The organism is Aromatoleum sp. (assembly GCF_032027225.1).
Taxonomy (GTDB): domain Bacteria; phylum Pseudomonadota; class Gammaproteobacteria; order Burkholderiales; family Rhodocyclaceae; genus Aromatoleum.
In genome coordinates this window covers 17,900-42,455 of record NZ_JAVSMM010000026.1, presented here as the reverse complement: position 1 = coordinate 42,455, position 24,556 = coordinate 17,900, and the positions used below count along the sequence as shown (strand labels likewise).

At 66.9% G+C, this 24,556-nt stretch carries 17 protein-coding genes and 1 pseudogene; 7 read left to right on the top strand and 11 right to left on the bottom strand.

What is annotated here, in order from left to right:
- Positions 1-8: 8 nt before the first annotated feature.
- The 9 genes from ROZ37_RS20425 to ROZ37_RS20385 all read right to left on the bottom strand — a co-directional run bounded on the left by ROZ37_RS20425 (position 9) and on the right by ROZ37_RS20385 (position 11,526).
- Positions 9-899, bottom strand: coding sequence for an AEC family transporter (locus ROZ37_RS20425; protein ID WP_312662414.1), 891 nt, complete (start codon positions 897-899; stop codon positions 9-11).
- Between the two features lie 310 nt (positions 900-1,209).
- Entirely contained in the window at positions 1,210-2,376 is a 1,167-nt protein-coding gene (locus ROZ37_RS20420) for a CaiB/BaiF CoA-transferase family protein (protein ID WP_312662412.1), read from the bottom strand.
- Positions 2,377-2,441: 65 nt separating this feature from the next.
- On the bottom strand, positions 2,442-3,692 hold the full coding sequence (locus tag ROZ37_RS20415) for an AMP-binding protein (protein ID WP_312662411.1): 1,251 nt from the start codon (positions 3,690-3,692) through the stop codon (positions 2,442-2,444).
- Between the two features lie 366 nt (positions 3,693-4,058).
- On the bottom strand, positions 4,059-4,901 hold the full coding sequence (locus tag ROZ37_RS20410) for an ABC transporter ATP-binding protein (RefSeq protein WP_312662409.1): 843 nt from the start codon (positions 4,899-4,901) through the stop codon (positions 4,059-4,061).
- 217 nt (positions 4,902-5,118) lie between these two features.
- Complete coding sequence (locus tag ROZ37_RS20405) at positions 5,119-6,441, bottom strand: ABC transporter substrate-binding protein (RefSeq protein WP_312662408.1); 1,323 nt, start codon at positions 6,439-6,441, stop codon at positions 5,119-5,121.
- Positions 6,442-6,519: 78 nt separating this feature from the next.
- On the bottom strand, positions 6,520-7,587 hold the full coding sequence (locus ROZ37_RS20400) for a branched-chain amino acid ABC transporter permease (protein WP_312662407.1): 1,068 nt from the start codon (positions 7,585-7,587) through the stop codon (positions 6,520-6,522).
- 157 nt (positions 7,588-7,744) lie between these two features.
- The gene (locus ROZ37_RS20395) at positions 7,745-8,671 is read right to left on the bottom strand and encodes a branched-chain amino acid ABC transporter permease (RefSeq protein WP_312662405.1); all 927 of its coding nucleotides are present in this window, start codon (positions 8,669-8,671) and stop codon (positions 7,745-7,747) included.
- A gap of 34 nt (positions 8,672-8,705) precedes the next feature.
- Positions 8,706-9,542: an ABC transporter ATP-binding protein gene (locus ROZ37_RS20390; RefSeq protein WP_312662403.1), complete on the bottom strand. Its 837-nt coding sequence runs from the start codon at positions 9,540-9,542 to the stop codon at positions 8,706-8,708.
- 10 nt (positions 9,543-9,552) lie between these two features.
- Entirely contained in the window at positions 9,553-11,526 is a 1,974-nt protein-coding gene (locus tag ROZ37_RS20385; protein WP_312662401.1) for an AMP-binding protein, read from the bottom strand.
- A 441-nt stretch (positions 11,527-11,967) separates the two neighbouring features.
- Here ROZ37_RS20385 and ROZ37_RS20380 point away from each other — a divergent pair, with 441 nt between their 5' ends.
- Complete coding sequence (locus ROZ37_RS20380; RefSeq protein WP_312662400.1) at positions 11,968-12,606, top strand: DedA family protein; 639 nt, start codon at positions 11,968-11,970, stop codon at positions 12,604-12,606.
- A gap of 217 nt (positions 12,607-12,823) precedes the next feature.
- Positions 12,824-14,701 carry an EAL domain-containing protein gene (locus ROZ37_RS20375; RefSeq protein ID WP_312662398.1) on the top strand — a complete coding sequence of 626 codons (1,878 nt, stop codon included), beginning with the start codon at positions 12,824-12,826 and terminating at the stop codon, positions 14,699-14,701.
- Positions 14,702-14,771: 70 nt separating this feature from the next.
- Here the strand turns inward: ROZ37_RS20375 and icmF are convergent, their stop codons facing one another.
- A complete protein-coding gene (gene icmF, locus ROZ37_RS20370; RefSeq protein WP_312662397.1) occupies positions 14,772-18,050 on the bottom strand; it encodes a fused isobutyryl-CoA mutase/GTPase IcmF in 3,279 nt (1,092 codons plus the stop codon).
- Positions 18,051-18,270: 220 nt separating this feature from the next.
- Between icmF and ROZ37_RS20365 the strand changes: the two genes are divergently transcribed.
- The 5 genes and pseudogenes from ROZ37_RS20365 to ROZ37_RS22140 form a co-directional block, all read left to right on the top strand.
- The gene (locus ROZ37_RS20365; protein ID WP_312662431.1) at positions 18,271-19,323 is read left to right on the top strand and encodes an AraC family transcriptional regulator; all 1,053 of its coding nucleotides are present in this window, start codon (positions 18,271-18,273) and stop codon (positions 19,321-19,323) included.
- 79 nt (positions 19,324-19,402) lie between these two features.
- Positions 19,403-21,490 carry a PAS-domain containing protein gene (locus tag ROZ37_RS20360; protein WP_312662396.1) on the top strand — a complete coding sequence of 696 codons (2,088 nt, stop codon included), beginning with the start codon at positions 19,403-19,405 and terminating at the stop codon, positions 21,488-21,490.
- Positions 21,487-22,212 carry a response regulator transcription factor gene (locus ROZ37_RS20355; RefSeq protein ID WP_312662395.1) on the top strand — a complete coding sequence of 242 codons (726 nt, stop codon included), beginning with the start codon at positions 21,487-21,489 and terminating at the stop codon, positions 22,210-22,212. Before ROZ37_RS20360 ends, ROZ37_RS20355 begins: the two co-directional genes overlap by 4 nt.
- A gap of 362 nt (positions 22,213-22,574) precedes the next feature.
- On the top strand, positions 22,575-23,054 hold the full coding sequence (locus tag ROZ37_RS20350; protein WP_312662394.1) for a VOC family protein: 480 nt from the start codon (positions 22,575-22,577) through the stop codon (positions 23,052-23,054).
- Positions 23,055-23,217: 163 nt separating this feature from the next.
- Positions 23,218-23,418, top strand: a pseudogene (locus tag ROZ37_RS22140) (FMN-binding negative transcriptional regulator); the annotation flags it as partial.
- A 65-nt stretch (positions 23,419-23,483) separates the two neighbouring features.
- On the opposite strand, the gene ROZ37_RS20340 reads toward ROZ37_RS22140, so the two are convergent.
- Entirely contained in the window at positions 23,484-24,350 is an 867-nt protein-coding gene (locus ROZ37_RS20340) for a neutral zinc metallopeptidase (RefSeq protein ID WP_312662392.1), read from the bottom strand.
- Positions 24,351-24,556: the final 206 nt, after the last annotated feature.

Below are 24,556 nucleotides of genomic sequence, written 5' to 3'. Positions count from 1 at the left end.
GCCGTCCGTTAGAGCAACTGCAGCCAGAACGTCAGCGACAGCACCGCAAGCAAGGTCGTCGCTGAAATCAGCCACGCGACGCCCGGACCGTCGCCCCCCATCCGCATCGCCAGGATGTACGCGGAGCTCGCCGACGGCAGCGCCGCGAACAGCACGATCGTGTCGAACGCGATGCCTTCGAGGCCGAGCGCCCGCCCCGCGATCCACGCGATCGCCGGCAGCAGCAGCAGCTTCACCGAGACGAACCAGGCCGAGCCCGCCCAGCGTCCGCCGACCTTGCCCCAGCGCAGCGCCGCGCCGACCGCGAGCAGGCCGAGCGCAACCGCGGCGTCGCCGAGGCGCTTCAGGAAGAACTGCACCGGCGCCGCGAGATCGAGCCCCGACATGTTGAACGCCATTCCCGCGATCGTCGCGATGACGAGCGGGTTGCGCACGAGCTCGCGCACGATCCCGCCCTGGCCGTGCCGCGCCATCATCCCGACCGCCATGATGTTCGCGAACGGCACCATCGCGCCGCACAGCCCGCCCATCAGCGCGACGCCCGCCGCCCCGTGCAGCTTGCCGGCCACCGCGATGCCGATATAGGTGTTGAAGCGATAGGCACACTGCAGGCGCGACGCGAACGCCATCGCATCCAGCCCCGTCAGCGGCCGGCCGATCCATCCGAGGATGAAGCCGGACGCCATCACGGACAGGCCGGCGACGAACAGCGGCAGCGCCCCGCCGGCGTCGACTTCCGCCGTCGCCATCGCGGCGAACAGCAGCGCGGGGAACAGGATGAAATAGACGAGCTTCTCGACACCGGTCCAGAACGCGGCGTCGGTGACGAGTTGGCGGCGCAGCAGCGCACCGAGGACAATCAGCGAAAAATCGGGGAGGAGGAGGAGCAGGCTTTGCATGCCGCGAGCTTAGCCGATCGCCCGCTCGCGCCGCGATTCGGAGTACTGCGGATCGACCGGAATGCGCTGGGGGCCCGGTTTCCGCGCACGACGCCGCAACGACCGATGGCTCCGATCGCGGCTGTTCTCGTGGCGCGAACGCCGGTTCGTTGCCCGCGGACCACGAGAACGACCGTCGGTGGCAAGTGTCACCCCCTGCAGCGCCCGACGTGAAGCGCCGGCGGCCGCTGCCTCACCAGGGCGACGAGGGCAAAAAGCGGACCCGTCGTCAGCGAGCAGCACCAGCTTCACGCGCGGCGGCGGCGAGCCGTCAGATGACCCCGGCCGCGCGCAGGCGCGCGATTTCCGCGGCATCGAGCCCGAGTCCGGAGAGGATCGCGTCACTATCGGCGCCCGCGGCAGGCGCCGGCGCGACGTCTCCGAGTTCGAACTCGGACAGGCGCACCGGGGGCGCGAACTGCCGCACACCATCGACGTCGAGCACCATCCCGCGCGCCGCGATCTGCGCGTCGTCGAGGCTTTCTTCGAGACGCAGCACCGGCGTCACGCAGCAATCGACGCGGTCGAAGATCGCCACCCATTCGGCCTGCGTGCGGCGGCGGAAGATCGCGGCGACTTCGGCGCGGGCCTGCGCCCCATCGGCGCCGGTCGCGAGATGCGCGGGCTTGAGGTCGGGCCGCTCGAGCGTGTCGCACATCAGGGTCCAGAATTTCTCCTCGAGCGCGCCGACCGCCATGTGCCGCCCGTCGGCGGTCTCATATACGCCGTAGCACGGCACGCCACCGGTCAGCAGGTCTTCGCCGCGCGGACGCACCCGCCCGTGCGCGAGCACTTCGGCGAGCGGGAAGATCGCGTGGGCGAGCGCGGCATCGGTCATCGCGACGTCGACGTGGCGGCCGTTTCCAGTGGCCTTGGCGTCGATCACCGCGACGAGCAGGCCGAGCAGCGCCGACATGCTGCCGCCGAGCAGATCGCCGATCTGCAAGTTCGGGATCGCCGGCGCGCCGCCCGCCGCGCCGATCTGGTCGAGGACGCCCGCATAGCCGATGTAATTGATGTCGTGCCCGGCACGCTGCGCGTACGGTCCGGTCTGCCCGTAACCGGAAATGCTGCACAGGACGATCCTCGCATTCCTCGCGCGCAGCACGTCGTAGCCGATGCCGAGCTTGTCCATCACGCCCGGACGAAAGCCTTCGACGACGACGTCGGCCGTCTCGACGAGCCGCAGGAAGAGGTCGCGGCCCGCGTCCTGCTTGAGGTCCAGGCGCAGGCTCTGCTTGCCGCGGTTGACGATCTGGTAGAAAAAGCTCGTGTCGCCGTTCATCGCGCCCATCGTGCGCGCATAGTCGCCGGCGCCGGTGTCTTCGACCTTGATGACCTCGGCGCCGTAGTCGGCGAGATGCTGTGTCGCGAGCGGCCCAGGCAGCAAACGCGTGAGGTCGAGGACGCGCAGGCCGTGCAGGGGTTTCTGTCTCATGCTGTTGGCTTCGTCGGTGTCGGGGCCGACATTCTAGGCGACGCGTCCGGGCTGACGCGCCGCCGTCAGTCGTACTTGCGCACGTCGTCGATGACCTTGCCGTCGTTCGCGAGGCTCCCCGGCGCGCAAAGGATCACTTCGCCGCGCAGCTTCGTCAGTTCGCGAATGCTGGTCGCGATCGCCGCGTCGAGCGCGCTTGCGCCTTCGCCCACGCCAACGCCCTCGCCCAACTCGCAGTGCAGCGTCATGCGATCGACGTGATCCGGGTTGTCGACGACGAGGCGCGCGCGCTTCACCTCGGGGTGCCGCCGCAGGACGTCCGCGATCTGCCCGGGATGCACGAACATGCCCTTGACCTTGGTCGTCTGGTCCGCGCGCCCCATCCAGCCGCGGACGCGGGCGTTCGTCCTGCCGCAGCCAGACCGACCCGGCATCACCGCCGAGAGGTCGCCGGTGCCGAAGCGGATCAGCGGATAGTCGGGGTTGAACGTCGTGACGACGACTTCGCCGACTTCGCCTTCGGCGACGAGGTCGCCGGTGCCGGGGCGGACGATCTCGACGATGAGGTCCTCGTCGACGACGAGCCCGTCGCGCGCGGGCGTCTCGTACGCGATCAGGCCGATGTCGGCCGTCGCGTAAGCCTGGAAGGCATCGATCCCACCCGCGGCGAACGCGTCACGCAGGCTCGGCGGGAAGGCTTCGCCGGAGACGAAGGCTTTCGTGAAGCTCGTCCCGGCACCGGCCTCCCCCGCCTTGTCGAGCAGGATGCGCAGGAACGACGGCGTGCCGACGTACGCGTTCGGCCGCAAGTCCGCGATCGCCGCGAGCTGCTGCTCGGTCTGCCCGACGCCGGCGGGGAACACCGTGCAGCCGAGCGCGTGCGCCGCCGTTTCCATCATCGATCCGGCGGGGGTCATGTGGTACGAGAACGCGTTATGGACGAGGTCGCCTTCGCGGAAACCCGCGGCGAACAGTGCACGGGCAAGACGGTAGTAGTCCGGCCGCGCGCCTTCAGGCTCGTAGAGCGGCCCCGGCGACGCGAACACGCGGCGCACCCCGGCGCCCCATCGCGCCGCGGCGAAGCCGCCGAACGGCCGCGCGGCCTTCTGGTATTCGAGGAGTTCGGACTTGCGCGTCACCGGCAATCGCGCAAGCGCGTCGCGGCTCGTCACCGTCGCCGGATCGACGTCTGCGAACAGGCTCGCGAACGCGGGCGCATTCGCCTTCGCATACGCGATCTGCGTCGGCAGCCGCGCGATCAACTCGCACTCGCGCTCGACCGGGTCACGGGTTTCTCGGACGTCGTAGTAGTCCATTTCAATAGTCCTTGATGCGCGGACGGGAGCCCGAATCGGGTTCCGTGGCAAACACATGCATTTCGGCCGTGGCGTCAGCCTGCGCCCGAGCGGTCTCCCGTCGATCGAAGGCACCGGGCGACGGGACAGCGCGATACGAGCCGCCGCAGGTCTGGCCGAAGCGATGTCCAACATTCACGCTTTCATCCCCCCGCGTCGGCCTTCGCTTCGCTCACGCCGACCTACGCTGGCTTCTCAACTATCTCCCGCCCATCGAAGGCAACCGACGACGGGAAAGCGCGGTGCGAGGCAAGGCGCGAGCGGACGCCGCGTGCTGCTGCACGCAAGTTCGCGAGCAACGCCGCATCGCGCCGCGATCTCCCGTCGTCACGAGAGCCAGCGCTTGCGGCGGCGGTAGTGCTTCACGTCGCGGAAGCTCTTCCGCCCCTCGCCCGACAGGCCGAGGTAGAACTCCTTGACGTCCTCGTTCGCGGCGAGGCCCTTCGCTTCGCCTTCCATCACGATGCGGCCGTTTTCCATGATGTAGCCGTAGTCGGCGTAGCGCAGCGCGACCATCGTGTTCTGCTCGGCGAGGAGGAAGCTGACCTGCTCCTTCGCGTTGAGGTCCTTCACGATCTCGAAGATCTCCTCGACGATCTGCGGCGCGAGGCCCATCGACGGCTCGTCGAGCAGGATCATCTCCGGCTTGGCCATCAGCGCGCGGCCGATCGCGCACATCTGCTGCTCGCCGCCCGACGTGTAGCCCGCCTGCGACGTGCGGCGCGTCTTCAGCCGCGGGAAGTAGTGATAGACCTTCTCGAGGTTGTCCCTCAGCTCGCCGCGCGAGATCGAGCGCGTGTAGGCGCCCGTCAGCAGGTTTTCCTCGATCGTCAGGTGGCCGAAGCAATGGCGGCCTTCCATGACCTGGATGACGCCGCGCTTGACGAGGTCGTTCGGCGTCATCTGGTCGACGCGCGCGCCCTTGAACTCGATGCTGCCTTTCGTCACGTCGCCGCGCTCGGCGCGCAGCAGGTTCGAGATCGATTTCAGCGTCGTCGACTTCCCGGCGCCGTTCGCGCCGAGCAGCGCGACGATCTTGCCCTTTGGCACGTCGAGCGACACGCCCTTGAGCACGAGGATCACGTGGTCGTAGATGACCTCGACATTGTTGATACTTAGGTAAGGCTGGGCCGCCGACGTGGCGGCAGCGGTCGCGGTGTTCGTCTGCATGCTGTGTGTTCGCCTTGGTTTTCGCCTCTCGGCGCGCGGGCTTCTCAACCCGGCCACTGAATCCGTTCGCGCCGAGCCCTTCGACTTCGCTCAGGACGCACCCGTCGAAGTCGTGCTGGTGCCCTTCAGCGCTGTCCCTGAAGGGCCCCGCCGGCATGGGTCGGCCGGGCCTTTTGCGGGAAGCGGCACCGGAACGCGGGCGCTCCGCCGCTCGCGATCAGCTCTCCTTCAAACAGTCGCGCGGCGTGATGCCCTTTTCCTTCGCGTACGCGGCGGCCGACTCCTCGATCATCGGCCGCACCACCGACTGGTCGCCACTGATCCAGTCGGTGACGACCTTCCACTTCGTGCCGTCCCACTGCTGGAACTTCACCTTGCCGGCGCCTTCGTGGTCGGCGCAGGTGATCTTCAAGTCGGGCATGAAGCCGGCGGCGCCGAGTTGCGAGAGGCGCGCGTTGTCGATGTTGAGGTTCTCGAAGCCCCAGCGCATCTGCTCGCCGGTCATCGGCTTGCCCTTGCCGTACTTTTCCTGCGCCTTGCGGATCGCCTCGACGGTGATGATTCCGTGCACGACGCCGCGGTTGTAGAGCACCGAGCCGACGCGATCCTTCTCGGCCATGTTGCCGGCGCCCTTCGCGTAGACGTGCTTCTGGATGTCCTGCACGACCGGGTAGTTCGCGCCGGCGACGTTGAAGCCTGCGGCCGTGTAGCCCTTCGCGGCGTCGCCGGCCGGAATCGTGTCCTCCTCCGACCCCGACCACCACACGCCGACGATCTTGTCGCGCGAATAGCCGGTCTTCTGCGCGGTGCGCAGCGCGGTCGCGTTCATCACGCCCCAGCCCCACAGGATCACGTAGTCGGGCTTCATCTGGCGGATCTGCAGCCACTGCGCCTGCTGCTCGTTGCCCGGGTTCGCGACGGCGATCTTCTCGATCGTGAAGCCGTGCTTCGCCGCGAGCTTGTCGAGGATCGCGTGCGACTCCTTGCCGTAGGCCGAGTCGTGGTACAGCAGGCCGATCTTCTTGCCCTTGAGCTTGTCCATCCCGCCCTCTTTCTGGCCGAGATAGTTGATGATCGCGGACGCCTGCGTCCAGTACGTCGAGATCATCGGGAAGACCCACGGGAACACGCGGCCGTCCGCGGCGTCGGTGCGGCCGTAGCCGATCGTCACCATCGGGATCTTGTCCTGCGCGACCTTCTCGAGCACCGAATACGTGATGCCGGTCGACAACGGCTGGAAGGTCGTGTTGCCGGTCGGCCCCTTGCCCTTCAGCCGCTCGTAGCACTCGACGCCGCGCGCGTTGTTGTACTCGGTCTCGCACTCCTCCCACGTCAGCTTGACGCCGTTCACGCCGCCGTCGCGCGCGTTGATCATCGACATGTAGTCGATCCAGCCGCCGTACAGCGACGCGCCATTCGAGCCGAACGGGCCGACGCGGTAGCTCGGCAGGCCGATGAATTGTTCCTGCGCGAGCGCGTAGCCGCTCGCGAGCAAGCCGGCGATCGTGGTGCCGATGAGTGCGGTCCGCTTCAGTTTCATGGTGCCTCCTCTTTTATTTAATGGTGCTGCGTTCTTCCGCGGTGTCCGCCGCGCGGCGGACACCGCGGCGTTTGGTGCTCAGTGCGGGAACGGCCACAGCCGCAGCTTCTCCTTGCCGATCTGCCACAGCCGCGCGAGGCCGTGCGGCTCGACGATCAGGAAGAAGATGATCAGTCCGCCGAAGATGATGAGTTCGAGGTTGGATGCGAGGCCGGCCGGCATCGAGCCGGCGAACAGCGCGTGCATCGTGACGTTCAGGAAGATCGGCAGCAGCACGATGAAGGCCGCGCCGAGGAAGGACCCCATGATCGAGCCGACGCCGCCGATGATGATCATGAAGAGGATGCGGAACGACAGGTCGAGGTTGAAGCCTTCCGGCTCGACGGTGCCGAGATAGGTGTAGGCGTACAGCGCGCCGGCGACGCCGCAGTAGAACGACGACACCGCGAACGCCGACAGCTTCGCGCGCATCGGGCGGATGCCGATGACTTCGGCCGCGACGTCCATGTCGCGCACCGCCATCCATTTGCGCCCGGTCGTGCTGCGCACGAGGTTCTTCGCGACGAGCGCGAGCACCGCGACGATCGACAGCGTCAGCAGGTACTTCGACACCGGCGTGTCGAACACGAAGCCGAGGATCTCGACCTGCTGCGCAGTGATGACGCCCGACGACGAATGGTTCGAGAACCACGGGAACTTCACCAGCGCCCAGACGATGAAGAACTGCGCCGCGAGCGTCGCGACCGCGAGATAGAAGCCCTTGATGCGCAGGCTCGGCAAGCCGAACGCGACGCCGACCGCCGCCGCGCACAGCCCGCCTCCCATCAACGCGACGACGAACGGAATGCCGTCGAGGCGCAGCATGAAGTTGTACGCGCCGAACGCCCCGACCGCCATGAACGCTGCCGAGCCGAGCGACAGCTGCCCGGCGTAGCCGGTCAGGATGTTCAGCCCGATCGCGGCGAGCGAGAAAATCAGCACCGGAATCAGGATCGCCTGCAGCCAGTACTCGTTCGCGAGCGCCGGCACGGCGAGGAAGAAGACGCCGAGGATCGCGAGGAATCCGAGTCTGTCCTGGCGGATCGGGAAGATCTGCTGATCCGCCTGGTAACTGGCCTTGAACTGGCCGGCTTCACGGTAAAGCATGCGTTGTCTCCGTCTTTCTCTTGATTAACGCGGCGACCAAAGACCGTTCGGGCCTAGCTTGTCGCAGCCACGTCCCGGCCCTTCGGCGGGCTTGGCGCGGACGCTTGTGTTCAGTTGCCGGTTCAGTCGCGACGTACCGTCGCGGTCGCGAAGCGCGTCAGACCCGATCGATATGACGCTCGCCGAACAGCCCCTCGGGGCGGATCAGCAGGAAGCCGAGCGCGAGCACGTACGGGAACCAGCCTTCGATGCCGCCGCCGACCATCGGCCCAACATAGACTTCGGCGAGCTTCTCGGATGCGCCGATGATCAACCCGCCGACGATCGCGCCGGGCACCGACGTGAAGCCGCCGAGGATCAGTACCGGCAAGGCCTTCAGCGCGGTGAAGGTCAGCGCAAACTGCACGCCGCTGCGGGCGCCCCAGATCAGGCCGGCGACGAGCGCGACGAAGCCCGCGACCGCCCAGACGATGGCCCAGATGTGCTGCAGCGGAATGCCGATCGACAGTGCCGCCTGGTGGTCGTCGGCGACCGCGCGCAGCGCGCGGCCGACTTTCGTGTATTGGAAAAGCAGCGCGAGCGACGCGACCAACGCACCGGCGAGCGCCGCGGCGAAGAGGTCGAATTTCGACACGAGGATGTCGGCGCTCTCCATGATCCATTCGACAGGCTCGTCGGCAATACCGAGCGACAGCCCACGCACATTCGCGCCCCACATCGCCTGCGCGAGGCCTTCGATGAGGAAAGTCAGGCCGATCGTCGCCATGAAGAGCGTGATCGGCGGCTGGTTCACGAGCGGACGCAGCACGACCTTCTCGGTCAGGATGCCGAGCACGATCATCGCCGCGAGCGCGAGCACGAACGCCATCCAGAACACGCCCGCGCCGTCGGCCTCCATGCCGGTCCAGCCCGGCAGCACTTCGCGGAAGCCGACGAAGGTCAGCGCGGCGAAGAACACCATCGCGCCCTGCGCGAAATTGAACACACCGGATGCCTTGTAGATCAGCACGAAGCCGAGCGCGACCAGCGCATACAGCACGCCCGACAGCAGGCCGCCAATCAGCACTTCGAAGAAAAACGTCATCCTTGTCTCCTCGTCCCTGTCATTCGTGCGTCGTTTAGTGCGACGTGCCCAGATAGGCAGCGATGACTTCGGGGTTGTTCTTCACGTCGTCCGGCGCGCCGTCGCCGATCTTCTTGCCGTAGTCGAGCACGACGACGCGGTCGGAGATGTCCATGACGACGCCCATGTCGTGCTCGATCAGCACGATCGTCGTGCCGAACTGGTCGTTCACGTCGAGGATGAAGCGGCACATGTCCTGTTTCTCCTCGACGTTCATGCCGGCCATCGGCTCGTCGAGCAGCAGCAGGCTCGGTTCGGCGGCGAGCGCGCGGCCGAGCTCGACGCGCTTCTGCAGGCCGTACGGCAGGCGCCCGACCGGCGTCTTGCGGATGCTCTGGATCTCGAGGAAGTCGATGACCTCCTCGACCTTGCGCCGGTGCTCGATCTCCTCGCGCTGCGCGCGCCCCCAGAACAGCGCGTGCTCGAAGAGGTTGCATTTCATCTTCAGGTTGCGCCCGGTCATGATGTTGTCGATGACGGTCATGCCCTTGAAGAGCGCGATGTTCTGGAAGGTGCGCGCGATGCCCTGTGCGGCGGCGACGTGCGGCTCCATCTTGTGCCGCGGCTCGCCGCGGAACAGGATGCGGCCTTCCTGCGGGTGGTAGACACCGTTGATGACGTTGAGCATCGAGCTCTTGCCGGCGCCGTTCGGGCCGATGATCGAGCGGATCTCGTGCTCGCGGATGTCGAAGCTGATGTTCGTCAGCGCCTTCACGCCGCCGAACGACAGCGAGATGTTCTGCAGGTCGAGGATCACGTCGCCGATGCGGCGGTCGGCGGCGGGCGGCGCTGGCTGGAGGTGGGCCACGGGGGCCAGGTCGTTCATCATCATGCTCCTCTCCTCAAGCCGCCCGCTTCGCGGCCTGCGGCGCGAAGGTCTTTGCGTCCTCGATGCGCAGGTCGGCGCTGACGCGGCCTTCGCGGCCGTCCTCGTACTTCACGACCGTCTCGATATGCTGGCTCGTGCGCTCCGAGAACAGCGCGTCGATCAACACCACGTAGCGCTCGGCGATGAAGGTGCGCCGCACCTTCCTCGTGCGCGTGAGCTCGCCGTCGTCGGCGTCGAGTTCCTTGTGCAGGATCAGGAAGCGCCGGATCTGCGAGCCGCTCATCCTCGGGTCGGTCGCGAGGTCCGCATTGACCTTTTCGACGCATTCGCGGATCAGCTCGTACACCGCCGGCTGCGCGGCGAGATCGGTGTAGCCCGAGTACGCCATGCCTCTGCGCTCGGCCCAGTTGCCGACGGCCTCGAGGTCGATGTTGATGAACGCGGTGACGAAGTCGCGCCCGTTGCCGAAGGTCACCGCCTCCTTGATGTGCTGGAAGAACTTCAGCTTGTTCTCGATGTAGTTCGGCGCGAACATCGAGCCGTCCTCGAGCCGGCCGACGTCCTTCGCGCGATCGATGATCTTCAGATGCCCGTCGGCGTCGAAGAAGCCGGCGTCGCCGGTCATGAAGTAGCCGTCGGCGTCGATCGACTCGGCGGTCGCATCCGGCCGCTTGTAGTACGCCTTCAGCAGCATCGGCCCCTTGACGAGGATCTCGCCGTTGTCTGCGAGCTTCACTTCGACGAAGGGCGCCGGCTTGCCCACCGAGTCGAGCTTGATCTGGCCGTCGGGCTGCAGGCACACGTACGCGCAGGTCTCGGTCTGGCCGTAGAACTGCTTGAGATTCACACCGATCGAGCGGTAGAAGCGGAAGAGATCCGGCCCGATCGCAGCGCCCGCGGTGTAGGCGACGCGGATGCGGCTCATGCCGAGCACGTTCTTCAGCGGACCGTAGACGAAAAGGTCGCCGAGCCGGTACAGCAGCCGGTCCGCTGCCGAAACAGGCTTGCCGTCGAGGAGGTCGGCGCCACAGCGGCGCGCGACCTCCATGAAATAGCGGAACAGCGCGCGCTTGATGGCGCCGGCGTCCTCCATGCGGATCATCACCTGCGTCAGCAGGTTCTCGAACACGCGCGGCGGCGCGAAGTAGTAGGTCGGGCCGATCTCGCGCAGGTCCGTCATCACCGTCTCGCCCGACTCCGGGCAGTTGATCGCGAAACCCGCGACCATCGCCTGCGCGAACGAGAACAGGTGGTCGCCGACCCAAGCCATCGGCAGGTAGGACAGGATGTCCTCGCGGTCGGTGAGTCCGTCGACCTGCATCGCGCCGGTCGCCGCGGCGATGAACGCGCCGTGCGTCTGGCATACGCCTTTCGGCTTGCCGGTGGTGCCCGACGTGTACAGCATCACCGACACGTCGTCGGGCGCACCCTTGTCGATCTCGGCGTCGAGAAAGTCCGGGTGGTTGCGATCGTGGATGCGCCCCATCTCCTGCAGCGCGTCGAGCGCCATCAGCAACGTCTGCGTGTAATGGCGGAGGCCGCGCGCGTCGTCGTAGATCACGTGGCGCAGGAAGGGCACGTCCGCCCGGACTTCGAGCAGCTTGTCGACCTGCTCCTGGTCCTCGACGATCGCGAACTGGATCTCGGCGTCCTGCAGCACGTAGGTCATTTCCTGCGCGACCGCGTCCTGGTACAGCATCACCGGAATGCCGCCGAGACACTGGCAGGCGGCGACCGACCAGTACAGCCGCGGCCGGTTGTCGCCGATGATCGCGAGGCGGTCGCCGCGCTTGAAGCCAAGTTCCGCGAGGCCGCAGGCGATCGCGCGCACGTTCTGCGCGACCTCGGCCCAGGTGTACGTCTGCCAGATGCCGTATTCCTTCTCGCGCATCGCCGGGCGCGTCGAGCGAACCGCGGCGTGGTGCATCAGCAGCCGCGGAAACGTGTCGAGCGCGGCCGCCTGCGAGGTTTGCCAGCTGTCGGACATACCCACCTCCTCCTTTGGTCCAATTCCGTCGTCTCGGCCCGGCCCTTGTGTAGTCGTTATCGGGTGCCGGGAGCGGGCGCATCGTGGCGCCCCGCGTCGGTCGGCCCGTGGGCCGTTCCGCGCTGTTGTCGGGACGCAGTGTCGCAACCCATGTTTGCGCAACTGTTTGGGAAATGTACTCAATTGTTGCATTCGCACTTCCGGCCACGGCGCGACGGCGGAACACGCGCGGATTCGATCCGTTCGTCATCGCAGCCGGCGGCCGGCGCGTACGCGAGTCCTCGAACGCCCCACCTTCCCCACCGCTCGAACGCTGCGCGGGCCCGCTCGCCGGACGCCGCTTCGTAACAGTGTTGCGACAGCCGCAGCCGCGGCAGCCGGCGCGTGGCGGCGTCGGGTAAAATCGCGCTCCCTGCCGACGTCGCCCGCTGCCATTCGCCCATGGAACTCATCAATCTCCTCCTCGACATCGTCCTGCACCTCGACAAGCATCTGGAATTGCTGGTGCAGTCGTACGGCATCTGGATCTACGCGATCCTGTTCATGGTGATCTTCAGCGAGACGGGGTTTGTCGTGACGCCGTTCCTGCCGGGCGATTCGCTGCTGTTCGTCGCCGGCGCGCTGGCGGCGATCGGGCGCATGGACATCGCGACGCTGATCGCGGTCCTGACGATCGCGGCGGTCCTCGGCAACACCGTCAACTATTCGGTCGGCCGCTATTTCGGGCCGCGCGTCTTCCAATGGAAGGACTCGCGCTTCTTCAACCGCTCGGCGCTCGAAAAAACGCACGCGTTCTACGAGAAACACGGCGGCAAGACGCTCGTCATCTCGCGCTTTCTGCCGCTGTTCCGCACCTTCGCGCCGTTCGTGGCCGGGATCGGCAGCATGACCTACACGCGCTTCACGCTGTTCAACGTCGTCGGCGCGCTCGCGTGGGTCGTGTCGCTGACATTCGCGGGCTACTGGTTCGGCAACATGCCGTGGATCAAGCAGAACCTCACCGCCGTCATCGTCGGGATCATCGTGCTGTCCCTGGTGCCGGTCGGGATCGGAGCATGGAAATCGCGGTCAACCGCTTGAGGCGAGAAGCAGGCCGCAGCGCCCGGCGGCACCTCGTTGCGCCCCCTCCACCGGGGCTCTACGATGACTTCAAGGAGGGCGCCGTTCGCGCTGTCCCCCTTTCTTCAACGGTTTTCACCCGGCGACGCGAACGATAACGAGACATCGTGCCGTAGGGGCACGAGCAGACGCGGCGAAGCCGGCTCGAACCGGCCACGCACGAGGAGCAGGGGGAACGATGGATTACGCGGAACGTGCCTTGCGCACGCTGAGCGCGGGAAATCGCACGCTGCTACGGGCAGAGGACGAACAGAGCCTGTTGCACGAGATGTGTCGCGTCATCGTCGAAGTCGGCGGCTACCGCATGGCGTGGGTCGGCTGTGCCGAGCATGACGAGCAGAAGACGATCCGTCCCGTCGCCCACCACGGGTTCGAATCCGGTTTTCTCGAAGTCGGCAAATACAACTGGACCGACGAAGAAGGCGGTCCGACTGCGGAAGCGGTCAGAACCGGAAAGCACTCCATCGCGCAGGACGTCAGCGCGGTCAGCGCGCCGCATCTGCCGATGCCGCTGACGGAGGCGATCGAGCGCGGTTACGGGTCGGTTGCAGCGTTTCCGCTGATCGTCCGTGGCGAGGTCGCCGGCAATCTGACGATCTTCGCGCGCGAGCGCGACGCTTTCGGCGAGCGCGAAGTCAGGCTGCTCGCCGAAATGGCCGACGATCTCGCGTTCGGCATCGACACGCTGAGGGTTCGCGCGAGGCACCGCGCAGCCGAAGAGACGATCCGCCGCATGGCCTACTTCGACACGCCGACCGGCCTGCCGAACCGCACGTCGCTGCAGCAGGAACTGGCCGATTCGATCGAAGCGGTCCAGGCGGCGCACAACCCGCTGGCGATGATGATCATCAAGATCGGCCGCTTCCAGGAAATCGGCGACACGCTCGGCTATCAGGAAGCCGACCTCCTCGTGCTCGAGATGTCGAAGCGGCTGTCGCAGCTCGCCGGCGACGGCCGGACCATCGCGCGCGGCGGCGACGATGAGTTCGCGCTGGTGCTGCCGGACACGAGCGCGGAGGTTGCCCTCCGTCTCGCGCAAAAGATGATGCGCGAGGTCTGCGACCCGGTGCCGGTCGGCAGCCTGACCGTCGATCCGCACGCCTTCATCGGCATCGCGATGTATCCGGGGCACGGCAGTACGCCGGACGCGATCCTGCGGCGCGCGAAGATCGCAGCCGGACAGGCGCGCAACACGATCGGGAAGATCGCGCTCTACAAGGGAACGGTCGACCAGGAATGCACGCGGCGCCTCTCGCTGATGAGCGACTTGCGCACTGCGATCGACAAGCACGAGCTGTCGCTCTATTGCCAGCCCAAGGTCTCCATCGCCACCGGGAAGGTCTGCGGCGCCGAAGCGCTCGTGCGCTGGCGGCATCCGCAGCATGGAATGGTTGCGACCGGGGAATTCATCGCGCTCGCCGAGCACGCCGGCCTGATCATGCCGCTGACGCGCTGGGTGCTCGAGACGGCGTTCCGGCAGAGTCATACCTGGTACGAAAGCGGCGTCCGGCAGCCGCTGTCGGTCAACCTGTCGGCGCAGGATCTGCGCGACCCGCGCCTCGTCGATCGCATCGCGAGCCTGTTCGCGACCTGGGCGATGCCGCCGGAGATGGTGCAGTTCGAACTGACCGAGAGCGCGTTGATGGAAGACCCGGCCGGCGCACTCGAAACGCTCGTCCGGCTCAAGGAGCTCGGCGTCGAGCTCTCGATCGACGATTACGGCACCGGTTATTCGAGTCTCAGCTACCTGCAGAAACTGCCCGTCGACGCGCTGAAGATTGACCAGTCCTTCGTCGGAACCATGCTGACGAACGCCGGTTCGGCAGTCATCGTGCGCTCGACGGTCGAACTCGGCCACAACCTCGGCCTCGGCGTCATCGCCGAGGGCGTCGAAAGCGAGGCACTTTGGGACGGCCTGCGCGCCCTCGGCTGCGACACCGCACAGGGACATTTCGTCGGCCGCCCGATCCCGGTCGACCAGTTCGTCGACTGGGAAGCCCACTCGCCGTGGCACAGGGACGTGCCGCCCGCGGACGCGACGACCGTCGCGACCTGATCGAACCATTCGACCACGAAAAACGGCGCCCGCGGGCGCCGTTTTCATTGCCGAGCCTCCTCCGGCCGGCTTACATGCTGCGCCGGTACTGGCCGCCGACCTGGTACAGCGTCGAGGTGATCTGGCCGAGCGAGCAGTAGCGCACCGCATCGACGAGCACGTCGAACACGTTGCCGTTCTCGATGACCGTCTGGCGCAGCTTCGCGAGCCACTTCGGCGCTTCCGCGGCGTGGCGAGCCTGGAAGTCGGCGAGGCGCTTCAGCTGGCCCTGCTTCTCCTCGTCGGTCGAGCGCGCAAGCTCGATCTCCTGCTGCGCGCTGCCCTTCGGGTTCAGGAAGGTATTCACGCCGATGATCGGGTACGAGCCGTCGTGCTTCTTGTGCTCGTAGTACAGCGACTCCTCCTGGATCTTGCCGCGCTGGAAGCCGGTTTCCATCGCGCCGAGCACGCCGCCGCGCGAGGCGATCGCCTCGAACTCCTTGAGCACCGCTTCTTCGACGAGATCGGTCAGCTCGTCGATGATGAACGCGCCCTGGTTCGGGTTCTCGTTCTTCGCGAGGCCCCATTCGCGGTTGATGATCAGCTGGATCGCCATCGCGCGGCGCACCGATTCCTCGGTCGGTGTCGTGATCGCCTCGTCGTACGCGTTGGTGTGCAGCGAGTTGCAGTTGTCGTAGATCGCGATCAACGCCTGCAGCGTCGTGCGGATGTCGTTGAAGTCCATCTCCTGCGCATGCAGCGAGCGGCCCGAGGTCTGCACGTGGTACTTCAGCTTCTGGCTGCGCTCGTTCGCGCCGTACTTGTTCTTCATCGCGACCGCCCAGATGCGACGGGCGACGCGGCCGATCACCGAGTATTCCGGATCCATGCCGTTCGAGAAGAAGAACGACAGGTTCGGCGCGAAGTCGTCGATGTGCATGCCGCGCGCGAGATACGACTCGACGTAGGTGAAGCCGTTCGACAGCGTGAAGGCGAGCTGCGAGATCGGGTTCGCGCCGGCTTCGGCGATGTGGTAGCCGGAGATCGACACCGAGTAGAAGTTCTGCACCTTGTGATGGACGAAGTATTCCTGGATGTCGCCCATCATCTTCAGCGCGAACTCGGTCGAGAAGATGCAGGTGTTCTGGCCCTGGTCTTCCTTCAGGATGTCGGCCTGCACGGTGCCGCGCACCGAGGACAGCGTCCATTCCTTGATCTTCTGGAACTCGGTCTCGGTCGGCTCGCGGCCGTTGTCGGCGCGGAACTTCGCGACCTGCTGATCCATCGCGGTGTTGAAGAAGAACGCGAGGATGATCGGGGCCGGGCCGTTGATCGTCATCGACACCGAGGTCGAGGGCGCGCACAGGTCGAAGCCGTCGTACAACACCTTCATGTCGTCGAGCGTCGCGATCGACACGCCGGAGTTGCCGATCTTGCCGTAGATGTCCGGGCGCACGTCCGGGTCGCAGCCGTACAGCGTCACCGAGTCGAACGCGGTCGACAGGCGGTGCGCCGGCATGCCTTCGGAGACTTTCTTGAAGCGGCGGTTGGTGCGGAACGCGTCGCCTTCACCGGCGAACATCCGCGTCGGATCCTCGCCTTCGCGCTTGAACGCGAACACGCCGGCGGTGTAGGGGAACGAACCCGGGACGTTCTCCTTCATCAGGAAGCGCAGCGACTCGCCGTCGTCGTCGAAGTTCGGCAGCGCGACCTTGCGGATCTTGCTGCCCGACAGCGATTCGGTGGTCAGCTTGGTGCGGATCTCCTTGTCGCGGATCTTCACGACGTACTCGTCGGCCGCGTAGAGCTCCTTGGTACGCGGCCACATCTCGAGCAGCTTCTTCGCCGCCGGGGTCAGCTCGCCGTCCTTCCAGTCGATCAGCTCGGCAAAAGAGCCCGCGTCCTTGCCGCACTGCTCGAACAGCCCCTTCGCGATCTTCAGCGACTGGCGCTCGCGCGCGACTTTCGCCTGCTGCTCGATGTGCTTGTGGTAATCGCGGACGGTGTCGGCGATTTCCGCGAGGTAGCGCGTGCGCTCGGCCGGCACGATCGCGCGGCCGTGCGAGGACGCCTTCGTCGTCACGACCGGCAGCGCGCCCAGCTTCGCCTTCAGGCCCTTCTCGACGAGCTTCGGGAACATCGCCTGGTACAGCGCGGTGACGCCGTCATCGTTGAAGCGCGCGGCCATCGTGCCGAACACCGGCATCGCGTCGGTCGGCTGGCTGAAGAGTTCGCGGTTGCGCTGGTACTGCTTCCTCACGTCGCGCAGCGCGTCGTCCGCGCCCTTGCGGTCGAACTTGTTGATCGCGACGAAATCGGCGAAGTCGAGCATGTCGATCTTCTCGAGCTGGCTCGCCGCGCCGAATTCGGGCGTCATCACGTACAGCGACAGATCGACGAAGGGCACGATCGCGGCGTTGCCCTGGCCGATGCCGGAGGTCTCGACGATGACGAGGTCGAAGCCGACGAGCTTCGTCGCGGCGATGACTTCGGGGAGCGCCGCGGAGATCTCGGAGCCGGTCTCGCGCGTGGCCAGCGAGCGCATGAAGATGTTCTCGTGCTCGATCGCGTTCATGCGAATGCGGTCGCCGAGCAGCGCACCGCCGGTGCGCTTCCTCGACGGGTCGATCGACACGATCGCGAGCTTGAGCTTGTCGTTCTGGTCGAGCCGGAAGCGGCGCACGAGCTCGTCGGTCAGCGAGCTCTTGCCCGCGCCGCCGGTGCCGGTGATGCCGAGCGCGGGCGTCTTGAGCTTCGCCGCGGCCTCGACGAGCGCCTTCTTGACGTCGTCGCCGTAGGCGCCGTTCTCGAGCGCGGTGATGATGCGCGACAGCGCACGCTGGCGCGCGGCGCGCTCGCCGGTCGTCAACTGCTTGACGACCTCGTCGGCCGACTGCGGTGCGACCGCGGTGAGGTCGAAATCGGATTTCTCGACGACGTCGTTGATCATCCCCTGCAGGCCGAGCATCGCGCCGTCTTCCGGCGAATACACGCGCGTGACGCCGTAGTCGTGCAGTTCGCGGATCTCGGACGGAACGATCACGCCGCCGCCGCCGCCGAACACCTTGATGTTCTCGCCGCCGTTGGCCTTCAGCAGGTCGATCATGTACTTGAAGAACTCGACGTGTCCGCCCTGGTAGGACGTGATCGCGATGCCCTGCACGTCTTCCTGCAGCGCCGCGTTGACGATCTCGCCGACCGAACGGTTGTGCCCGAGGTGGATGACTTCGGAGCCGGTCGACTGGAGGATGCGGCGCATGATGTTGATCGACGCATCGTGACCGTCGAAGAGCGCCGCGGCCGTCACGAAGCGGACCTTGTTCTTCGGCTTGTAGTTGACGAGCTTCTTGGCTTCGCTGAGGTTGGTCATGTCGTTTCCCACGTGATGATCGCTGATGTCCTGCATCTTAGGAGGCTGACCCGGCGAGGGCCACTGTCCGGCCGGACGCCGATCGTGCAAAATCCGCCAACCTTCCGATCGAACGCACGCCCTCTTCTGCCCGAGCACGCGGATGCCCCTTTCTTCCCCCGATGACGCGTTCGCCGCCCCCGCGCCCCGCGCCGCCCCCAGCCGCCGTGCGACTGTCGCGATGGGCTTCGTCACCGGCATGCTGTCGGGGATGGTTCGCCAGGGGCGCGACCCGGGGCCCTTGCTCGCGGCAACGGGGATCCACCTTGCAGACGCTGCCAGCCGCGTTCCGATCGACCGCTACGCGGCGCTGTACAACCGGATCGGGCATGAGATGGACGACGAGGGCTTCGGCCTGTTCTCGCAGCCGATGCGCTCGGGCAGCTTCGAGTTCCTGTGCCGCGGCATGCTCGGCGCGGCGACGCTCGGCGAGGCGCTCGATCGCGCCGCGCGCTTCCTGCGCATCGTGCTGCCCGATCTCGCGGTCGGCGTACGTCGCGGCGACGAGCGCGCGGAGCTGCGCATCACCGAGACGCGCCGCCTCGCGGACCGGCGCGGCGACCCGGCGCGCGTGTTCGCGTTCGAGTGGCTGCTGCGCCTGATCCACTCGGTGTCGTGCTGGCTCGTCAGCCGCGAGCTTGCGCTCGACTCGGTGCATTTCCCCTACCCGCGCCCGCCGCACGCCGACGATTACGCGCTGGTGTATACGGAGCATTCGTTCTTCGATGCCGGCACGCTCGTCGCGAGGCTGCGCGACAACCTGCTCGACCTGCCGGTCCGCCGCGACGAGGCCGCGCTCACCGCGTTCCTCGACGGTGCGCCAGGCAAGATCACGATGCTGTACCGGCGCGACCGCGACATGGTGTATCGCGTGCGCGACCTGTTGCGCGACGCCCTGCCCGACAACCTGTCGCTCGAGACCGTCTCCCTCCGCCTGCACCTGTCGCCGCGCACGCTGCACCGGCGGCTCGAGGAGGAAGGCTCGAGCTTTCGCACGATCAAGGACGCGCTGCGCCGCGACATCGCGCTCGCGCGGCTGACCAAGACCGCGCAGCCGGTCGCGCAGATCGGCGTCGAACTCGGCTATGCGGACACGTCCGCGTTCTACCGCGCGGTCGTCGCCTGGACCGGGCTGTCGCCGGAGCGATTCCGGAAGCAGTTGCTGAACCAGGTCGGCACTGCGGACTTCCCCGTCCCGACGCCCGCACCGGCATCCTCCCGCCGCGTGAGGTAGTCGGCGCAACTGCGCCCGCGCAGGTGGCTAGAATGGCCGGGCGCCACGACCGCGCTGAACCCCGGAGAACGCACGCCCGATGCTGCGCAACCCCCCGACGCCGCCCCCTTCGAAATCTGCGCCGCCGTCACCGAAGCCGTCGTCCCACGAGCTTCGCCGTTACGACCTGCTGCTCGCCGGGCTGGACCTGCTCGACCAGGCGATCGCGGTGTTCGACGCGACGCCGAAGCTCGTCACGTGGAACAAGGCGATGCTGCGGCTGCTGGATTTCCCCGAGAAGATGGTGCGCGTCGGCACGCCGTTCGAGGACTTCGCGCGCTTCAACGCGGAGCGCGGCGAATACGGCGACGGCGACGTCGAGAAGCTCGTCGCCGAGCGCATGGCAGCGGCGCGCGCGTTCATGCCGCATTACGTCGAGCGCGAGCGCCCGAACGGCAAGATCCTCGCGATCCGCGGCGTGCCGATACCGAACCTCGGCTTCGTGTCGCTGTGGACCGACATCACCGAGCAGCGCCGCAACGAGGCGGTCATCCAGCAGCAGAACGCCGAGCTCGAAGCACGCGTGCTCGCTCGCACCGCCGAACTCGAAAGCGCGAACGCGGAAATCGACGCGATCGCCGGCGCGCTGCGGCGAAGCGAGGAACGGCTGAAGCTGATCATCGATTCGATTCCGGCGCTGATCGCTTACGTCGGCCGCGACGAGATCTACCAGTTCGCAAACCGCGGCTACGCGGAATGGTTCGGCCTGACGAAGGAGACAATCGTCGGGCGCAGCATCGTCGAAGTGTTCGGTACCGAACTGTATCCGCTCGTCGTCGAGCAGCTCAAGGTCGCGGTGACCGGCGAACGCGTCAGCTACGAATACTCGCGCAAGCTCGACAGCGGCCGCCGCGTCCATGCGCGCAGCGTGATCGTGCCGGAAGTGTCCGAGCAGGGCGCGGTCGTCGGCTACTTCGTGCTGTCGACGGACATCACCGAACAGAAGGCGAGCGAGGCCGCGCTGGTGCAGGCGCAGAAGATGGAAGCGGTCGGCCAGCTCACCGGCGGGCTCGCGCACGATTTCAACAACCTGCTGACGATCATCATCGGCAACCTGTCGGCGCTGCAGCAAAAGCTGCCACCCGACGCCGGCACCGCCGAACACCTCGACCCGGCGCTGCACGCCGCGCGCCGCGGCGCCGACCTCATCAAGCGCCTGCTGACGTTCTCGCGCGGCCAGGGGCTGGAGCCGGTCGCGGTCGAAGTCGGCGCACTGGTGCTGAACATGGCGCAGCTGCTGTCGCGGTCGCTGACCGGGAACATCCGCCTCGCGACGCAACTGCCCCCGTCGCCGCTGTACGCCTTCGTCGACCCGCACCAGCTCGAGAACGCGCTGCTGAACCTCGCGCTGAACGCACGCGACGCGATGCCGAACGGCGGCGAACTGACGATCGCGATCCGCGAGCGCCGTATTTCCGCCGCGCAGTCCGCAGCCACCGAACTGCCGGTTGCCGACTACGTGCAGATCGACGTCGCGGACACCGGCGGCGGCATCGACCCCGAACTGCTGTCGCGCCTGTTCGAACCGTTCTTCACGACGAAGCCGTTCGGCCATGGCAGCGGGCTCGGGCTCGCGATGGTGTACGGCTTCGTCCGTCAGTCGGGCGGCAATATCCGCATCCGCAGCGCGAAGGGCGTCGGCACGACGGTGACCTTCGTGCTGCCGCGTGCGGCGCCTCCTGCGGCTGCGGCGGAGAGCAGCACGAAGACCGCCGTCGGCAAAGCGCCTGCGCCAGCCGGACCGGTGCTGCTCGTGGAGGACGAACCCGAAGTGCGGCGCATCATCCGGCTGCAGCTCACCGCCCTCGGCTATCCGGTTCTCGAAGCGGGCGACGGCGACGAAGCCTGGACGCTGCTCGAAGCGGTTCCGGACATCGCCATCCTCGTCACCGACACGGTGATGCCGGGCGACATCGGCGGGCGGGAGCTCGTCGCCCGCGCGCGCGCCTTGCGGCCGGACATGCCGATCCTGATGATCACCGGCTACGCGAGCGACAATGCGCTCGCCGGCAGCGCCGAACTCGACGTGCCGATCCTGCGCAAACCGTTCGAACAGGACGCGCTCGCCGCCCAGCTCGCGGAAATTCTCGATTCACCGCCAACAACCGGAACACCGACCGACCGATGACCGACACCCTGCTCCCGCCGCCGCAGATCCTCGTGCTCGAGGACGAGCCGGACATCGCGAAACTCATCTGCAGCGCCCTCGCCGGCTACGGCTTCCACGCCGAGCACGTCGCGACCGGCCGCGAGCTGCTCGCCCGCGCGCGCCAGTCGCCGCCGGACCTCGTGATCGTCGACCTCGGCCTGCCCGACATGGACGGGATGCAGGTCGTGCGCGAATTGCAGGACGGCAGCCCGTGCGCGGTGCTGATCCTGACCGGACGCAACGACGTCACCGACCGCGTGCTGGGGCTCGAACTCGGCGCCGACGACTACATCGTCAAACCCTTCGAGCCGCGCGAGCTCGTCGCGCGCGTGCGCTCGATCCTGCGCCGCTACCTGCGCGCGGCCGCACCCGAAGCCGAAGCCCCGGAGCGCAACGTCGCCGTCTTCGGCACCTGGCGCTTCGACAGCGCGCGCCACACGCTGATCGGCCCCGACGGCGGCGAAGTCGGCCTGTCGGCCGCCGAAGCGGTGCTGCTGCTCGCGCTGCTGCGCCGGCCGAACAAGATCCTGAGCCGCGAGCAGCTGCTCGGCGAACGGGACGTCGATCCGTTCGACCGCAGCATCGACGTGCGCATCTCGCGCCTGCGCCGCAAGCTCGACGACGATCCGCACAGTCCGAAGCTGATCAAGACGGTGTACGGCGCAGGCTACCTGTTCTCGGCGCAGGTGAGCTGGGAGTGAGACGGGCGGGCTGCTTTCGCTGGACCGGTATCACAGCGGTAACCGCGGCGACTTCCCGGCGAGGGCCGAACCCAGCGCAGCGATATCCGCGCCCCCGACTTGCGGAGCCCTCCGCGTCGACCATCGCGTGCTCACGGCGAGGTGCGTGAATCCTCTCGGCGGAAACACGAACCGCAGGTCGGACGAACGAATCAATGCGCTAAATCCGGAAATTCCGGAGTCATCTGTGGCCGTTCCCTGTGTTGATCTCTACGCGAACCGCCGGATTTAGCCCGCACGCATGCACGGGACCGCTCTAGGCGGCTCTCGACGCCATCCCCCTCGCCCGCCATAATTATGAATTCTTAACAACGGAGAGACCCATGGCGATGCAGCGCCCGTTCAAAATCCTCGGCATCCAGCAGATCGCGATCGGGGGTCCGAGCAAGGAAAAGCTCAAGACTTTGTGGGTCGACATGCTCGGGCTGGAAGTCACCGGCAATTTTGTCAGCGAGCGCGAGAACGTCGACGAGGACATCTGCGCGATGGGCACCGGGCCGTTCAAGGTCGAGGTCGACCTGATGCAACCGCTCGACGCGGACAAGAAGCCCGCGGTGCACGCGACGCCGCTGAACCACGTCGGGCTTTGGGTCGACAACCTGCCGGTCGCCGTGGAGTGGCTCAGCGCGCAGGGCGTCCGCTTCGCTCCCGGGGGCATCCGCCGCGGCGCGGCCGGCTTCGACATCACCTTCCTGCATCCGAAGGGCAACGACCAGTTCCCGATCGGCGGCGAAGGCGTGCTCATCGAACTGGTCCAGGCGCCGCCGGAAGTCGTCGACGCATTCGCGCGCCTGGCTGGCTGATCGGTCCGCAGCGAACGAGCGGCAGAGGACTGCGCTTCCCGGACTACCGGCGACCGGCCGCGGAAGGTCCGGCCGCCGGCACGTATTGCACACCGGACTGCGAGCCGGTGACAGGACGCGAGCGGGATTACGGGAATGCCGGGAATGCGTAACGGACCATCGTATGTACCCGCCGCCTCACTTTGACGAAACGCGCATCGAAGAGCTTCACGCGCTCATCGCCGGTTACCCGCTCGGTATTCTGGTGCTGAACGGCCCGTGCGGGCTCGACGCGAATCATTTGCCGTTCGAATTGAACCCGGCCGCCGGCGAGCGCGGGCAATTGCTCGCGCACGTCGCTCGCGCGAATCCTGTTTGCAAGGAAGCCAAAGACGGTGATGACGCTCTCGTGATCTTTCGCGGAGCCGACGCCTACATTTCACGCCTCGTTCACAGCGCATCGGCGGCGAACGTGTCGCAGGCGCGCAGATCACCGCGCTCGAGCCCCGTGCGGAACCAGCGGGTACGCTGCGCCGAGCTGCCGTGCGTGAAGCTGTCGGGGACGACTCGGCCCTGCACCTCTTTCTGCAGCCGGTCGTCGCCGATCGCGGACGCGGCGCCCAGCGCCTCCTCGACGTCGCCTGCTTCGAGGATCTGTCGCGTGCGGTCCGCGTGATGGCCCCAGACGCCCGCGAAACAGTCGGCCTGCAGTTCGACCCGGACCGATAGCGCGTTCGCGTCGCGTTCGGACATTCGGCCGCGCGCCTGCTGCATCCGGTCCGAAATGCCGAGCAGGTTCTGCACGTGGTGGCCGACTTCGTGCGCGATCACGTACGCCTGCGCGAAGTCGCCGGGCGCCGAGAAGCGGTTATGCAACTCGTCGAAGAAGGAGAGGTCGAGATACACCTTCTGGTCGGCCGGACAGTAGAACGGCCCCATTTCGGCCTGGCCGACGCCACAGGCGCTGCGCGTCGCACCGGTGAACAGCACCATCCCCGGCTCCCGGTATTGCCCGCCCGCGGATTCGAAGATCGGGCCCCAGGTATCCTCGGTGTCGGCGAGCACCATCGATGCGAAGCGGGCGAGCTCGTTTTCGGCCGCCGAGCGCGGCGCGGACGATTCGGGCGCAGGTGACTGGACGACGCTGGCGGTGTCGAGCACGACGCTGGGGTCGATGCCGAAATACATCGCGACGAGCGCGAGCACGATCGTGCCGATGCCGATCTTCCCGCCGCGTCCGCCAAGCCTGAAGCGAGGTCCGGCCTCGCCGCGCCGATCCTCGACGTTCTCGCTTTCGCGGTGATTATCGAATCGCATGTCGCTCTCCCGAAAGCTTCCCGTTGGCGGCCGTCATTCCAGCCGGGAGCCTAAACGAAAGCGACCCAGGTCGTGAACCTGAGTTTCGCGCTCCTCGCGCGTTCACCGGGACGGACGACGCGCGACGAGCCATCCGTTGCAAGTTCCGCTCCGGCCCGGCTGCGAGTGCGCCAATGCGTGCGGATCCCGGCGCCTGCGCTACGCCA